Raw genomic sequence first — 15,410 nt, forward strand, 5'->3', positions numbered from 1 at the left:
CTAATCTTGAAAAATTTCTTTTAAAGCATCTAGATATTTATTAATAACAATTTTTTCATCAAATTCAGTTTCAATTTTTTTTCTACTATTTTCACCCATTTTTAATTTGTTTTCATAGGGTAACTTAATAAAGGTATCTATTGCATCAACTAAACTTGATACTGATTTAGGTTGGCATAAGTATCCGTTAAATCCATGAGTAACAGTTTCTCGACAACCAACATTATCAGTAGTAATTATTGGTTTCCCCATTGCGCCTGCTTCTAACAATGTTTTTGGTACACCTTCTCGATAAAAAGAAGGTAATACTATACAGTCAGCTTTAGCTATTTCTTGCTCCACAGTATCCGAGGTACCTAAATAATTAATAATACCTTCAGAAACCCAGTTATTCATTTGCTCATGAGTAATAGCTGATGGGTTATTAACACCAACGAAACCTAAAAGACAAAATTCAACCTTGTTGTCATACTTTTTTTTCAAGATACGAGCTGCATCAATATAAAAAGTAATCCCTTTCTCATATAACATTCTTGCAATTAAAATAAATCTTAATTTCTCTTTATTTTCAGATAATGAAAGAGTAAAACGCGATAAGTCCACACCAGAGCCTGGTAGTCTATCTATTTGTGATTTCTTCACATAATTTCTTTCCAAAAATAGAGTTAAGTCGTCATTGTTTTGGAAAAATATTTTGTTAGCGTATTTTTGGCTATAACGATATAGATTGCGTGCAAGCTTAGAACTGATATTATCATTTATAAAAAGAGTTCCTAATCCTGCAATATTATTTATGACTTTTATTTTATTTAACTTCGCAGCTAAAGTTCCATAAATATTATTTTTAGGTGTAAAATTAAGTATTACATCAAATTTAAATTGATTACATATTTTATAGAAAGAAATTAATGTATAGAGGTCAATAAAAGGATTCTTGCTAGCTGAATCAATTTTTATATTGATATGTTTTGCACCTAAATTAACTAATTTCTCTGAGTAATCATCAAGTGGTGATATTGTATATACATCAAAACCAGTGTTAATTAATGAAATAATGGTGTTTTTTCTAAAGTTATATAAATACCAGCTAGTGTTTGATGTTATTGCAATTTTTTTCATATTATACAAGTTGTTAAAGAATGTGCATTTGCTTAATTTAGCTATTAAGGGATATGAAAGACCAATTTGAGTTAATTAATTATTTTCAAAGCTACCGCACTGGGTTTACGGCCCCCAGAGCGCCAAAATTCATCTCGAAAAACTCTTATCTAATTGTAATATAAGAGTTTTGTTATATAAGCATATTTTATCAATATGCTAAAAACCGCACTGAGAGTAGACTCTTCAAACCAGACGGTCAAGTGATAGCTGGGTATTTTAGCATTGATTGAGGATATATAAATACTGGAATAGCTGTCGATTCAGCCAGATCATTCTGAATTACATCAACAAACGTTAATGAAAAGAATATGCCACCTATTCTTCAATAGATGGCATGATATTTTGATACAACAGTTTAATTACTTGATTTTAAATATCACTCTATTACTCGTTGCTTTGAGTTTTTTAGTAGCATATGATTTTTTATGATAGTGTTTGCTAGCTATGATTTTATCCTGCTTATTGGAGTATATATTTAAACATAAGGCACTGGTAGAAAGGCAAAAGTGTATGGGCGTGCCAATAAAAATAGTAGATTAAGAAGGAATGGTTTTTTAGCTAATCATTGATGTAATATTGATAGGAAATGGGAAAGTAAATTAGAGCTAATATGGGTTAATATCATTTAAATCAATTGCATATAAGTTTTCATATCGGTAAATAAAAATTTTAATATTCTTATCAATAACTTATTCTTTATTATGCTTTTTTTTACTTTCTAAATATTCTATTTCTAGACTTAATAAATCTTTTTTTCTTTCTTTGATCCTTTTAGCTGGATTGCCAAAATATATACCCCATGGCTTTGTGCTTTTTGTAACCATCGATAACGCGCCAACAGCTGTTCCTTCCGCAATATTAACACCGGGCATAATAATGGAATTTGTTCCTATAATTGCATGTTTCCCAATTATAATATTTTTTTCCTTTAATCCCTTATATTCCAACGGTACTGTTGGATTTGTCATTGTTCTACCACTATAGTCATCAGTTCCAGTAAATACATGACAACCATATGCTAACCCAGAAAAGTCTTCAAAAAAAATACTGCATTCACCGGCACTTAGATTACAAAATGCGGCAATATGAATATTGTTTTTTAAATGAATTTTTCCAGATAAAATAACAAAATCATCGATACGGCAGTCATTTCCAATTTCAATTTCTTCTGGTCTATATATGGACGTTTTTGTACTTATTTTACAATTTTCACCAATACTTTTAAAACCAATTTCTAATAGTTGTTCTTGAGTATAGAATGACATATTTAGCCTATATAATTTTAAAATTATTGAGTTGATTAATTATTTCATCTTTACTACAGTTCATTAGAATATCAATTATTGATAAATTACCTATAAAGGTAGATGAATTCATTTGTGGATAATTTGTGATTAATGGTTTGATAAATCCTAATTGTATATTTCTTTTTTGAAATTCTTTTTTATCGTAGAGCTCCATTCCTCCAATTGCATTTATATATTGTTTGGAATTATTTATTTCACATAAGTCATATATTTTTTCTTGAGCACTATTTTTTCGATCATAATCAATACTTGAGGAAAAATTATAGTTGAAATCTAATGAAAGATATTCAAATACCTTAATAATTGATAGTGACGTTATATTTGATACATTTCTGTTTTTATTATTGAATATTGATTCAATTAATGGGTAAATCTCATGAAAATATTTTGATTTAGAATATGACATTTCTATTGTTAATAAAATTCTTTTTGTTTCTTCAGTGAAATATAATTCATTTATTAACTTATTTTGAGATGCGTTTTTTATAGGCAGTGAAAATAAAAAAACTCCATTTTTAGTTGCTATATTATTCCTATTTATATATCCTTTTTTTATATAATTCACATCATCATAAAAGATAAAAAGATCACTGCAGTAAGCTAATTGGTAGTATCCTATGTATGGGAATAGGTAGGGTTGCATAACAACTAATTTCATTATATATTCATCCTGTTTTTTTTAAAAATTTATTTTCTTCAATAGCATTTTTATTTTTTCTCTTATAAATAAAACAGGTAAAAAGTTTCTATATAAATATAGTTTTTTTTGATTTCTATTTATATCCTTATAAAGGCCCCAAGATTTTATAATTAATGATTTTGAGCCATTCCATTCTTTTTTAAGGAATAACTGATTGGCATTTATTCTTATAAGATCTGCTAGTGCAAAGTCTATATCTTTTTTATCTACACCTAAGTTAATTAATTTATATAAATATTTCTCGTATTCATTTATTTCTGAAATTAAAAACTCTTTATTAATATTTTTTCTGTTTTCAGACCAAGAACCTACAGAATTGATACGATAGACACATGTAATATCTGGTAAATATATAGCTCCCTTTCCTATGCTACCAAGTATTTGGCAGTAATAGTCGCCAATAGATGCTCTTGAAAAATTATCTTTAAATAATTTGAAAACTTCCCTTCTAAATATAATGGAAGCAGTGGGCATATATGCGCCACCTTGACGAATAACAGTGGAAAGAGATGAAATAAAAATTCTATCGTTATAGTTTGCTGCAACCTCAATCTTTCCATTGGGTTGTAGTGTATAAGCTGAACTAAAACATAAATTAATGCTTTTTTCTATTTCTAAAATTTCAACTTGTTTTGTTATTTTATTTTCATCTATCCAAAAGTCATCACCTTCACATAGAGCAATATATTTACCTGTTGTAAATGAGAACGCATTAATTCCAGGCTGTATTCCTTGTGAATAAATATTTTTAGGTGGAATAATGTGTTTAATTATATTAGGATAGTTATCAGTATATTTTTTTATTATATTTGATGTTGAATCCGTAGAGCAATCATCATGTATAATAAATTCATATCTATAAGATGTATTTTGGCAAAGTACACCAAGTATAGTATCTTCTATATATTTCTCTTGATTATACGTGCAACATATTACACTAACGATAACCTCTTTAGAGTCCCATCTATCGATTATTTCTTTTTCAGAGAGAGGTGTTATCAATTTATTTATTATCATTATTTTAAGCTTTTAATAACATTTATGATTCTATATAAGTCGTTATCACTTAATAAGTGATGAATTGGTAGGCAAATAACATTTTCAGATATTTTTTTTGCAATTGGAGTTTCTACTTTATATTGACTATAAATATTAAAGTCAGTAATTAATGGATAGAAATATCGACGGCTTATTATATTATTATCTTTTAATTTTAGATAAAGCTCATCTCTTTTTTTACTATATTTATTCTCATCGATTATTATAGGATAGTAAGAATAATTCCATCTTAAGTTTTCGGGTATAGTAGGTAGAGTAATGCCAGGCATATTACTTAAATGAGAGTGATAAAACTCAGAGACTTTTCTTCTTTTATCTATTGCTTCATCGATATAGTTTAATGTAGCTAAGCCAAATGCAGCTTGTACTTCATTGAGTTTTGCATTGAAGCCTAATTCGTCAATTACTGTTTCATTTGTGTAACCAAAGTTTTTATATCTATCGAGTTTTTCTTTCATTTCTTTGGTGTGACAAATAATTGCTCCTCCTTCGATGGTAGAGTAAGTTTTAGTTGCGTGAAAACTTAAAATAGATAGATCACCTTTTTTTAATATTGATTGGTTATTCTCTTTAACACCAAAGGCATGAGCTGCATCATAAATAACAGGAATATTATACTTATCTGCAATTTTTTGTATTGCTTCATAATTACATGGTCGACCATAAACATGAACAGGTAAAATTGCACTTGTTTTATCTGTGATTGCAGCTTCTATTTTACTTGGATCAATATTATAGGTATCTGGTTCGATATCAACAAAGACAGGGGAGATATTACTGTGTAATAGAGAATGACTTGTTGCAACAAAACTATATGGTGTCGTTATCACCTCTCCTTGAAGTTCTAATACATTGATTGCAGCTATTAAAGCTAATGTTCCATTCGAGTATAAACTAATATAAGGGATATCTAGGTATTCACAAAGCGCATTTTCAAGGCATTGATGATAATATCCATTATTCGTTAGCCATTTTTTATCCCATATATCTTTTAAGTAAGGTTCTAAAGTTTCCAATGGTGGAAACAATGGACTTGTGACTGTTATTGTATTCATTAACTTATTCTCTGAAAGCTAAAGATATAGCTACCGCACTGGGAAAGTACCCAGAGTTCATGATGTGTATAGTTTTGTTATTATACACAATGTAAATATATTAGTCTTAAAGTGAGCTTTATGAAATGCAGTAATGCATTGCTTGGGGCAATATTATTAGGAAGTAGTATTAGATAGTCTATTGATTAAGTTATAAAAGTGTAATGAGCAATATAATTGGAAATGATAGCTATCTGATCATATTCTTCAGTAAGAAACTATTGAGTTAAAATGGGACTGAGAACTATATTTATAATTAACATGAAAATAAAACCACTAATCATAGGATTGAATGACTAGTGGTTTCTTATATAATTTATTAATAAAAATTAATAGGCATTAAGGCTATTTTCCAGCCCTCGGCAACCAAATCTCAACCCTCAACCCACCTAATGGGCTATCATCGGCTTTAACATGGCCTCTATGCTGACTTACTGCCGTCTCGACAATAGCTAATCCCAAGCCTGTACCACCTGACTCGCGATCTCTTGCTTCATCTGTTCGGTAGAAAGGTCGGAAGATATGCTCTCTATCTTCAGGACTAACACCTGGGCCATCATCATCAACAATAATAGTGATACCTTGGTTTTGTTCAGTAAAGGCAACCTCAATGCGAGAATTTGAATAACGTAGGGCATTACGAACAATATTTTCAAATGCGCTAGCAAGTGAATATGGGTTGCAGTAGATAGGCCATGCTCCCGGAGGTGTTGTTACTTGTAGCGTCTTATTACTCTGTTCAGCCTCAAATTTAGCGTTATCTAAAATATCATCCCACAGTTCGTTGGCTTTTACTGTTTCACGTAATAACTCGTTTTTATGTTGGTTGCGTGAAAGAACCAGTAAATCATTAATCATGCCATCAAGGCGTTGAGTCTCAGTTTCAATACGCTCTAGCTCTTTACTTTCTCCACTACGACGACGTAACAACGCGCTCGCTAATTGTAAGCGTGTTAATGGTGTTCGTAACTCGTGAGAAATATCAGAAATTAAGCGTTGTTGTGCTTCAACCATGCGTTCTAGTGCGCTTATCATCTGATTAAAACTTGTACCTGCGGCTAAAAATTCTTGCGGACCAGTCTCTAGTTCAGGGTGAGGGCGTAGGTTGCCTTTAGCAACATCATCTGCCGCATTCTTAAGCTGTCTAGCGGGTTTTGCTAAGCTCCAAGAAAGCCATACTAATAATGGTGTGCTGATAAGCATGGTGAATATGAGTAGCAATAACGGTTTATCAAATAATAAGTTGATAAAGTCAGATTGAGGGCTACTTGAAGGGCGCACGAGATAAAGTTGGTAATGATCTTCACCATCCCTTACAGAAAATGGTCCTAACATCTCAGAACGACCATATTTTTTCTTTTTAGGGTGATCTGCGTTATCAGATTGACCAATAAAGTTTCTGACAACCTGCATCTCATTACGTTGAGCACCAATGATACGGCCTTCACTCGTAACAATAATTAAGCGCTGACCAGGTGGAGCCCATTTATCAATGGCACGAATTAATCGACGCCACCAAAGGAGATCGTTAGCGGGATCTTGGGCTAATTCAGCTTCGATATGTTGTTCTAGCATAACGCCTTGACGGTATTCACTCTCTAAAAGAGGGGTAAGCTGGCGCGAGTCCAGCTTTGGAACCATCATAACTAGCACAAGAACTAATGCTAGCGTCAGCCAGAATATTGCGAAAATGCGCGCTGACAGACTATTTATCATAAAGAATATTTATCAAGTTATTGAAACCATCAGATAACCGCGGCCACGTAAAGTTTTAAACCAAGGTTGTCCATCTGTTCTTTCTGGTAATTTACGGCGTAAATTAGAAATATGCATATCAATCGCTCTATCAAAAGGTGTTAAGCGCTTGCCAAGCACTTCTTGACTTAGATGTTCGCGTGATACGACTTGCCCTAAGTGCTGAGCAAGTAGATAAAGCAAAGTAAACTCAGTTCCCGTTAACTCTAGCGGTTCATTATCAAAACTTGCTTCTTGTCGACCAGGATTAAGTTGTAATTTATCGACCTGTAATGTTGGAGATGTATTGCTGTCAGTCTGTTTTTGTTCGCTCCAGTTAGAACGACGCAAAATAGCTCTTATACGAGCAACCAGCTCTCTATCATTAAAAGGTTTTGGTAAATAGTCATCAGCACCAAGCTCTAAGCCAAGTACTCGGTCAAGATCACTGCCTCTTGCCGTTAACATAATGACAGGGGTCTGGAAATTTTGGCGTAACTCTTTGAGTGTCTCAATCCCGTTTTTACGTGGCATCATAATATCCAGTAATAACAGGTCGATAGAAGCATCCAAAAGTTTAAGTGCTTGTTCGCCATCAGAGGCGATTACAACATTAAAGCCTTCCATTTCAAGCAGTTCTTTCAATAGCGATGTTAATTCGCGATCGTCATCCACTAATAAGATTTTATGCATTCGTCAATTCCTCCAAGAGAAAAATACGATAATAAATAGCGCGAATCTATGACTTTACGTTCTTTTACACGCTCTGACGCTAGTTTGCAGCCGCAACGGTATAGTAATCCACATAGCAAAGAATTACACATATTTAGGTAGCATTAATTAGGTCGGTATGAAATTACCGAATTAGGAGTGAAAGCAATGCGTAAAGTAGCAGTAGTTGCATTAGCATCAATGTTTTTGGCAGCTCCGACGGTAGTGTTAGCCGAAACCGCCAACACCAATCCGCCTACTGAGCAACAATATAATGGCAATTATCACTGTGATTATGGCTATGGTATGCATGGTGACCGTGATTATCGAGGTCATCGCGGACAACGCGGCCATATGATGAACAACGGTGGACATATGATGGATCGCGGTTATGCCGAATCACGTATGTTTAACGGTATCACATTAACTGAGCAACAACGTACTCAAATGCGCGATTTAATGCGCCAGCATCATCAAGACAGATATAACGGTGTATACCGTCAACGTCATGAGAATATGCACAAATTAGTGACAGCACCTCAATTTGATGAAGCTGCAGTAAGAGCACAGATGCAAGATATGGACAAACAAGCAATTGAACGCCATGTAGAAATGGCAAAAGTCCATAATCAGATGTATCAGTTGTTAACTCCAGAACAGAAAGCGCAGTTGGAAAAGAATTACCAACAGCAAATGTCAGATTTTGACACACGTAACTAATTAGTAAGTAGTTGAGTAAGAGTGTAGTAAAGATGTACCTAGTTAGAGAGTAAGTAGCAACAACGAAGTTTTTTCCTTGCCATAGACACCATCCCTGTCTTTTGCAGCCCCTCTGGAGAGGGGCTTTTTTTTATCCAAAAAACCTACAACAGTGCCTCTGGAGATTCAGGTAAAATCTGTCCGCCATCGACGATAATTGTCTGGCCTGTAATATATTTTGCTTCATTCGACGCAAAGAATGCGGCGGCGTAGCCGATATCTTCTGGCTCACCTAATGTGTGAGTTGGGATAGAAGCCTTCATCTGGTTTAAATAGGCTTCGCCTTGGGCTTGCAAACCCTCAGTGAGAATATTTCCCGGCATCACAGCATTAATGGTAATACCATGACGTGCATATTCTAATGCTGCGCTACGCATAAAGCCAAGTTGTCCTGCTTTACTTGCGCCGTAGTGGCTCCAACCGGGATAGCCTGTGATTGCTCCCGTAATGGAAGAGGTAATGATCACTCGACCTTGTTTTTGTTTCTCCATTACACGAAGTGCGGCTTTCACTAAAAAGAACATGCCTTTTAAGTTTACGGTATGCATTTTATCCCAGTCAGCTTCTGTCATTTCTTTAATCGTTGCTTGAGGGAAAATACCAGTATTGGAACAAAGAATATCGAGTTTGCCATACTCTTTTACGACATCATCAATGACTTTTTCACAGGCAGATTGCTGAGTGACGTCAAGATGCATAAAACCTACATCTAATTCATCTTTTGTTTTATTACCTGCTACATCATCAATATCCGCAATAATCACTTTCGCACCACTGTTTTTTAGTGCGATAACGATACCTTTGCCAATACCCTTTGCGCCACCTGAAACTAAAGCGATTTTACCCGTTAAATCAAACATAAAACCTCCTATTAAGTGTAAGTTCTACTGTATCAGTCTAAGCTAAAAAGCGGAGAATGAACCAAAGAACTTTGCCATAAGTCACAAATGTACCTTAGATGATTTTTTTCTTTAAAAGGATGACTTATCAAAATAGGAAGATAAACGGCAGATAAAACATTGTTTAAGAGAAAAACTGAATATTTATCAAAATATGCCGATGCTATTTTTTAGCATAAATAGCGTTTTTTTGAGATGAATGCAAAAAGGCAGTAAAGTGTCTGTATAAAAAGTGTTAACTTATTAGTGAAACACATTTGAGATAGACTAGTATAATCTTTATACAGGCTATCTGATTAGTTTAATGCGCATCAAGTTTATGAAAAAAAATGTACGATAATGATGAACTGGTAAAAAATATGCGTACAATGGTATTGTTGAATCAATTCAGCATTTGCGATATCGGTATATAACACCAGACAAGCCGGTATTGAGATAAAAAAGTTATTCCAACAATTTTGCAATAATTACATCGAATAAGAATCAGAGGTAATCATGGTCAATGGGATCAAAAGAATTGGGGTTTTAACAAGTGGTGGTGATGCACCAGGTATGAATGCCGCGATCCGTGGTGTTGTTCGTGCCGCACTAAGTGAAGGTTTAGAGGTTTATGGGATTATGGATGGCTATATGGGGCTATACGAAAATCGCATGAAAAAACTCGACCGTTTTAGCGTGTCAGACATGATCAACCGTGGCGGTACATTCCTTGGCTCTGCTCGTTTCCCTGAATTCCGTGAAGACAATGTGCGTGCTGTTGCCATCGAAAACATGAAACAAAACGAGCTTGATGCCTTAGTCGTTATTGGTGGTGATGGTTCTTATCTAGGTGCAAAAAAATTAACGGAAGCAGGTTTTCCATGTATCGGCTTACCGGGCACAATCGATAATGACGTTGCTGGTACTGACTACACCATCGGTTATTTCACTGCATTAGAAACTGCTGTTGAAGCTATTGACCGTTTACGTGATACCTCAACTTCTCACAAACGTATCTCTATCGTAGAAGTGATGGGACGTTACTGTGGTGACTTAACACTGTCTGCGGCAATCGCTGGGGGCTGTGAATTTGTTGTTCTGCCTGAGTCCGAATTACCATTTAACCGTGATGAACTGTTGGCAGAAATCAAAGCAGGTATTGAACGTGGTAAACGTCATGCAATCGTCGCAATTACAGAACACGTTTGTGATGTGCATGAATTAGCACGTTTTATTGAAGCTGAAACTAAACATGAAACGCGTGCAACGGTATTAGGCCATATCCAACGTGGTGGTTCTCCAGTTGCTTACGATCGTATTCTTGCTTCTCGTATGGGTGCTTACTCGGTACAACTGCTATTAGAAGGCTATGGCGGTCGTTGTGTTGGTATTCAAAATGAAAAACTGGTTCACCATGATATTATTGACGCGGTTATGAATATGAAACGTGTCTTTAAAGCTGATTGGTATGAAACAGCGAAAAAACTGTATTAATTAATAGATTTTTCGCAATACCCGAGCCTTTCTGAGTTCTATCCTTATTCGTGAACTGCTCTGATACATTCTGCTTGTGTCAGAGTAGCTTCTCGAGTGAAAACATTTCACTTAACGATCTCTATCCTCCTTTATTTCTTCTTATTCCCCTTATATTGATAGTTATATTCCTGTTGTGTATATCCATCGGCTTTTTGTTATTTCATCGTTATAAAACTTTCTGTCAGCCTAGTTAAATACTTAACGATAGGGGATGGATAGATATGTTTAAACAATGGGGCTTATTATCGGCAGCTTTAGTGACATTACTTTTTTCTAATATTTTATGGGCTAAAGATATTCAACTATTAAATGTCTCTTACGATCCAACGAGAGAACTTTATCAGCAGTATAACCAAGCATTTAGTCAGTATTGGGAGCAAAAAACGGGAGATAAAGTCACTATCCGCCAATCACATGGTGGATCAGGAAAGCAGGCAACATCAGTTATCAACGGTATTGAGGCAGATGTTGTCACATTAGCCCTTGCCTATGATATAGATGCAATCGCGCAAAGAGGAAGTATTGATAAACAATGGATAACACGATTACCTGATAATTCAGCGCCTTATACTTCAACAATCGTTTTTCTGGTGAGAAAAGGAAATCCTAAGCAAATAGTTGATTGGGATTCATTAATTAAGCCGGGAGTTTCAATTATTACTCCTAATCCTAAAACTTCAGGAGGTGCAAGATGGAATTACCTTGCGGCGTGGGGCTATGGATTAAAAGCCAATCATCAAGATAGTGAAAAAGCTAAAGCCTTTGTTAAAGCACTTTATCAGCAAGTCGAAGTATTAGATTCAGGTGCGAGAGGAGCAACAAATACATTTGTTGAGCGAGGTATTGGTGATGTATTGATTGCATGGGAAAACGAGGCGTTATTAGCGATTAATGAATTAGGTGCAGATAAATTTGAGATAGTTACACCATCAATATCTATTCTTGCAGAGCCTACGGTGTCGGTAGTCGATAAGGTTGTTGATAAACGAGGAACGCGAGAAATTGCCACGGCGTACTTAGACTATCTTTACTCACCAGAAGGACAAGAGATCGCAGCAAAAAACTATTATCGCCCTAGAGATAAAGTAATAGCAGAGAAATACCAAAACAGTTTTCCAAAACTAGAACTATTTACACTTAATGAAGTTTTTGGTGATTGGCAATCCGCACAGAAAATACATTTTGCGACAGGCGGTATCTTTGATGAAATTAGTCGTCGTTGATAATCAAAGGTGAGAGAAACAAAAAAATCACCTTCTGTTTTATATCCAGTAAGGTGATTTTCTCTATTTTTTATCGATTAACCGCATAGGTCAGAAAGATAAAAATTATTTTTTCGCTTTAGCTTGTGCTGCTGCTTTAACGATAACGGCAAATGCGTCAGCTTTCAGTGAAGCGCCACCAACTAATGCACCATCAATGTCTGGTTGACCAAACAGTTCTGCTGCATTTTTATCGTTAACAGAGCCACCGTATTGAATGATAACTTGTTCAGCGATAGCGGCATCTTTCTTCGCGATATGATCACGAATAAATTTATGAACAGCTTGAGCTTGTGCTGGAGTTGCTGATTTACCTGTACCGATAGCCCAGATTGGTTCATAAGCGATAACGGCATCTTTAAATGCTGCTGCGCCATGTGCATTTAATACAGCATCGATTTGGCGAGCACATACTTCTTGAGTTTTGCCAGCTTCGTTTTCTGCTTCAGTTTCACCAATACATAATACTGGTGTTAAACCTAACTCTTTTAACACGCCGAATTTTTGAGCGATAAACTCGTCAGATTCTTTATGATAAGTACGACGCTCAGAGTGACCAATGATAACGTATTTAACATCAACGTTTTTCAGCATTTCTGCTGAAGTTTCACCAGTGAAAGCACCTGATAAGTTAACACCTGTATCTTGAGCACCTAATGCAATACGGCTTCCACCAATTTCATGGCGTGCTTGGCATAGGTAAACTGCTGGTGGTGCGATAGCAACATCACAACCAGCAACACCGCTAACTTCTTTACGTAATGCAGCAATTAATTCATGAACCATATGAATGCTGCCGTTGAGTTTCCAGTTACCCATGACTAATGGATGGCGCATAACTTTTCCTCCAACCGAGTGGTTTAAATTTAGTTTGCTAATAAACACGAATTCTGTTGATGCACAACAGTATAGAGAACAATGAATAGAATAGCTTTGTTTTTTATCACGGAATAGCTGAAACGATCTTGCTGTTTAAAGAAAGCTTAATCGGTTCAATGGCGAAGGTTGTTAATTGGTCACCTTCATGGACAATAATATAGCGAATTGCACCCACATCATGGCTAATGTAATCAGAAGTTTGATTTTTAAATGCGAATAAATTAAGAGCCTCTTGAATTTGCTCTGAGGTTATTGATGAGTCAAATTGAGAAACCAAAGTAATAATGTATTGCGTCGTGATCTCACGATTTATCTTTTCTAGTTCAGGTGAATCAGGGGAGTGGATCAGCGTTAGTTGTAAACTTTTTATTTTTTCGCTACCGCGCTCTAGTATTGCAGATGAATAGAGATAAGGCGTGATGCGTGTTGCTGCTCTGACAAGAGGGATCGCAATATCGTGATTGGTGATAATTTTATATTCATTAAGCGATAACAACGGATTTTGTTGATTAAATTTTGCTCTTAGCTCCGGAATAGTTATCTCAAAAACAGGTGCATCTTGTTTAAGATAAGCAATGTCATCCTTTGCAGGTTGTTTTTGTGCGACAGACATCTCTGTTGCAAAAACAGAAGTTGGCAAACAAAGAGCAATGCTTATGATTATCAGGTATAACGTAGAAAGTGTGTTTGCTTTTATCATCTGTCCTCCGCTTGTCTGTGCTGTTATTGGCTAGTCTGTATTATTTGATACTAAATGGACAGTGTAATTCACAAATTAAGTAAATTATTGAGAATTTATGACCTTACAACATTGGGCATTTTCATTCAAAGGACGAATTGGGCGTCGTGACTTTTGGGCTGGTTTGGGTGCTTGCTTTGCGCTGTTTTTAGGCCTCTTTATTATTAACGATGTAATTTATCCATTACCTGCCATTGTAACGTGGATATTGATCTTTTTTATTCTGTATCCCTTGTGTGCGATTTTCACTAAAAGACTTCATGATAGAAATAAAAGAGGGATATGGCTTTTATTACTCCTACTTGCCGTGATGTTAGGGTTAGCCGATACCAGTAGTTTAGAACCATTTTGGCAATGGGCGATTGGACGCTTTCTTCCTTCTTTTATTGGGATGATCATGTTGCTTGATTGCGGTGTATTTGTCGGTAATGACGGCGAAAACTACTTTGGTAAACAAGCAGAACAAGTGAACTATCGTCGTTGGCGTTAATTCATATTATTAAAATCAAATGAATAAGGGTGAGATAAATAGACTCACCCTTATTTTTTGTAATATTACCAATATTGCTCACTGGTGATATGTCCGGGTTTACGTCGTAAGTGCTTACGCATTTCCCGTTGTTCTTTTAATAATTGTTGAGTGTCTCTGACCATTTGAGGATTACCACACAACATAATATGGCTCTCTTCTGGGCTGATAGTTAAGCCAACCGTTTTTTCTAAAGCGCCACTTTCAATGAGTGCAGGAATACGTCCTGTTAATGAGCCAATATGATTTTCACGGCTGACAACGGTTTGAATGCGTAATTTACCTTGATAACGTTCAACGAGTTTTTCCATTAGAGGTAAATAGCTTAAGTCATTGGCGTATCGAACAGCATGAACAAGAACGATATTTTCAAATCGCTCAAGATCGTGTCCTAATTGCAAAATAGATAGAAAAGGCCCAATGGCTGTTCCCGTCGAAAGCATCCAAAGCGTATTTACTGTGGGAACCTCTTCTAATACAAAAAAGCCGCTGGCTTGTTCAGTTACCAGTACTTCATCACCGACTTCTAGTGCGCTTAATTTAGAACTTAATTTTCCATCGGGAACAGTTACTAGATAAAACTCTAAATTTGGATCATCTGGTGCATTTACATAAGAGTAGGCTCGTTGTACTCGCTCACCATCAATATCTAGCGCTAATTTTGCAAATTGCCCGGCTGTAAACTTATCAATAGGAGCATTGACGACGAGACTCATTAACGCATCAGTCCAGTGATGAACTTGAGTAACTTTTCCATTCACCCAATTAGCCATAGAGATTATCTCCTTTTGATAAACATGCTTATGTTGCTTATTTATTCTAAATAGGAAGCGGCTTTTTATTTATCAAGATGGTGTGGTGATGTGATTAATCTAAGATTTTGTCAATAAATGACACAATATGTACATTTATATTGACAACTATGGTGTATTTCTCTGACATTAATCTATATATAAAAATTGCTGGCTATCTCGCAAATTTCTCCAAATTTGTTAACTTAGTCTCATTCTGAAAAGGTATGCATTTTGCGGAGTTTATTTTTATAAATTCTCTGTGGTGTGC

15 protein-coding genes are annotated in these 15,410 nt (G+C 35.3%); 4 read left to right on the forward strand and 11 right to left on the reverse strand.

Features of this window, described 5'->3' with window-relative positions; translation table 11 throughout:
- The 7 genes from AB4J89_RS18285 to cpxR form a co-directional block, all read right to left on the reverse strand.
- The gene (locus tag AB4J89_RS18285) at positions 1-1,119 is read right to left on the reverse strand and encodes a glycosyltransferase family 4 protein (RefSeq protein WP_368470236.1); all 1,119 of its coding nucleotides are present in this window, start codon (positions 1,117-1,119) and stop codon (positions 1-3) included.
- A 731-nt stretch (positions 1,120-1,850) separates the two neighbouring features.
- Positions 1,851-2,426 carry an acyltransferase gene (locus AB4J89_RS18290; RefSeq protein ID WP_368470238.1) on the reverse strand — a complete coding sequence of 192 codons (576 nt, stop codon included), beginning with the start codon at positions 2,424-2,426 and terminating at the stop codon, positions 1,851-1,853.
- A 7-nt stretch (positions 2,427-2,433) separates the two neighbouring features.
- Positions 2,434-3,126 (reverse strand): WbqC family protein, encoded by a 693-nt coding sequence (locus tag AB4J89_RS18295; RefSeq protein WP_368470240.1) that lies wholly within the window; start codon positions 3,124-3,126, stop codon positions 2,434-2,436.
- Between the two features lie 21 nt (positions 3,127-3,147).
- Positions 3,148-4,185, reverse strand: a complete 1,038-nt coding sequence (locus tag AB4J89_RS18300; protein WP_368470242.1) for a glycosyltransferase — start codon at positions 4,183-4,185, stop codon at positions 3,148-3,150.
- Complete coding sequence (locus AB4J89_RS18305; RefSeq protein ID WP_368470244.1) at positions 4,185-5,282, reverse strand: DegT/DnrJ/EryC1/StrS family aminotransferase; 1,098 nt, start codon at positions 5,280-5,282, stop codon at positions 4,185-4,187. The genes AB4J89_RS18300 and AB4J89_RS18305 overlap by 1 nt, the downstream gene beginning before the upstream one ends.
- Positions 5,283-5,666: 384 nt before the next feature.
- A complete protein-coding gene (gene cpxA / locus AB4J89_RS18310) occupies positions 5,667-7,037 on the reverse strand; it encodes an envelope stress sensor histidine kinase CpxA (protein WP_109402115.1) in 1,371 nt (456 codons plus the stop codon).
- Positions 7,038-7,049: 12 nt separating this feature from the next.
- A complete protein-coding gene (gene cpxR, locus AB4J89_RS18315) occupies positions 7,050-7,748 on the reverse strand; it encodes an envelope stress response regulator transcription factor CpxR (RefSeq protein ID WP_023583423.1) in 699 nt (232 codons plus the stop codon).
- Positions 7,749-7,934: 186 nt separating this feature from the next.
- Here cpxR and cpxP point away from each other — a divergent pair, with 186 nt between their 5' ends.
- Positions 7,935-8,486, forward strand: a complete 552-nt coding sequence (gene cpxP / locus AB4J89_RS18320; RefSeq protein WP_088494094.1) for a cell-envelope stress modulator CpxP — start codon at positions 7,935-7,937, stop codon at positions 8,484-8,486.
- Positions 8,487-8,629: 143 nt separating this feature from the next.
- Here the strand turns inward: cpxP and fabG are convergent, their stop codons facing one another.
- A complete protein-coding gene (fabG, locus tag AB4J89_RS18325; RefSeq protein WP_166539327.1) occupies positions 8,630-9,385 on the reverse strand; it encodes a 3-oxoacyl-ACP reductase FabG in 756 nt (251 codons plus the stop codon).
- Between the two features lie 534 nt (positions 9,386-9,919).
- On the opposite strand from fabG, the gene pfkA reads away from it, so the two are divergent.
- Positions 9,920-10,897 carry a 6-phosphofructokinase gene (gene pfkA / locus AB4J89_RS18330; protein WP_075673000.1) on the forward strand — a complete coding sequence of 326 codons (978 nt, stop codon included), beginning with the start codon at positions 9,920-9,922 and terminating at the stop codon, positions 10,895-10,897.
- A 263-nt stretch (positions 10,898-11,160) separates the two neighbouring features.
- Positions 11,161-12,162, forward strand: coding sequence for a sulfate ABC transporter substrate-binding protein (locus AB4J89_RS18335; RefSeq protein ID WP_194951577.1), 1,002 nt, complete (start codon positions 11,161-11,163; stop codon positions 12,160-12,162).
- A 105-nt stretch (positions 12,163-12,267) separates the two neighbouring features.
- Here the strand turns inward: AB4J89_RS18335 and tpiA are convergent, their stop codons facing one another.
- Positions 12,268-13,038, reverse strand: a complete 771-nt coding sequence (gene tpiA, locus AB4J89_RS18340; RefSeq protein WP_069366847.1) for a triose-phosphate isomerase — start codon at positions 13,036-13,038, stop codon at positions 12,268-12,270.
- Positions 13,039-13,144: 106 nt separating this feature from the next.
- Positions 13,145-13,780, reverse strand: coding sequence for a DUF1454 family protein (locus tag AB4J89_RS18345; protein WP_088494090.1), 636 nt, complete (start codon positions 13,778-13,780; stop codon positions 13,145-13,147).
- A gap of 97 nt (positions 13,781-13,877) precedes the next feature.
- Here AB4J89_RS18345 and AB4J89_RS18350 point away from each other — a divergent pair, with 97 nt between their 5' ends.
- The gene (locus tag AB4J89_RS18350; RefSeq protein WP_088494089.1) at positions 13,878-14,309 is read left to right on the forward strand and encodes a DUF805 domain-containing protein; all 432 of its coding nucleotides are present in this window, start codon (positions 13,878-13,880) and stop codon (positions 14,307-14,309) included.
- A gap of 65 nt (positions 14,310-14,374) precedes the next feature.
- On the opposite strand, the gene fpr is transcribed toward AB4J89_RS18350, so the two are convergent.
- Positions 14,375-15,121, reverse strand: coding sequence for a ferredoxin--NADP(+) reductase (gene fpr / locus AB4J89_RS18355; RefSeq protein WP_088494088.1), 747 nt, complete (start codon positions 15,119-15,121; stop codon positions 14,375-14,377).
- Positions 15,122-15,410 lie beyond the last annotated feature (289 nt).

This window comes from Proteus sp. STS61-E, assembly GCF_040932335.1.
Classification (GTDB): Bacteria; Pseudomonadota; Gammaproteobacteria; order Enterobacterales; family Enterobacteriaceae; genus Proteus; species Proteus mirabilis_B.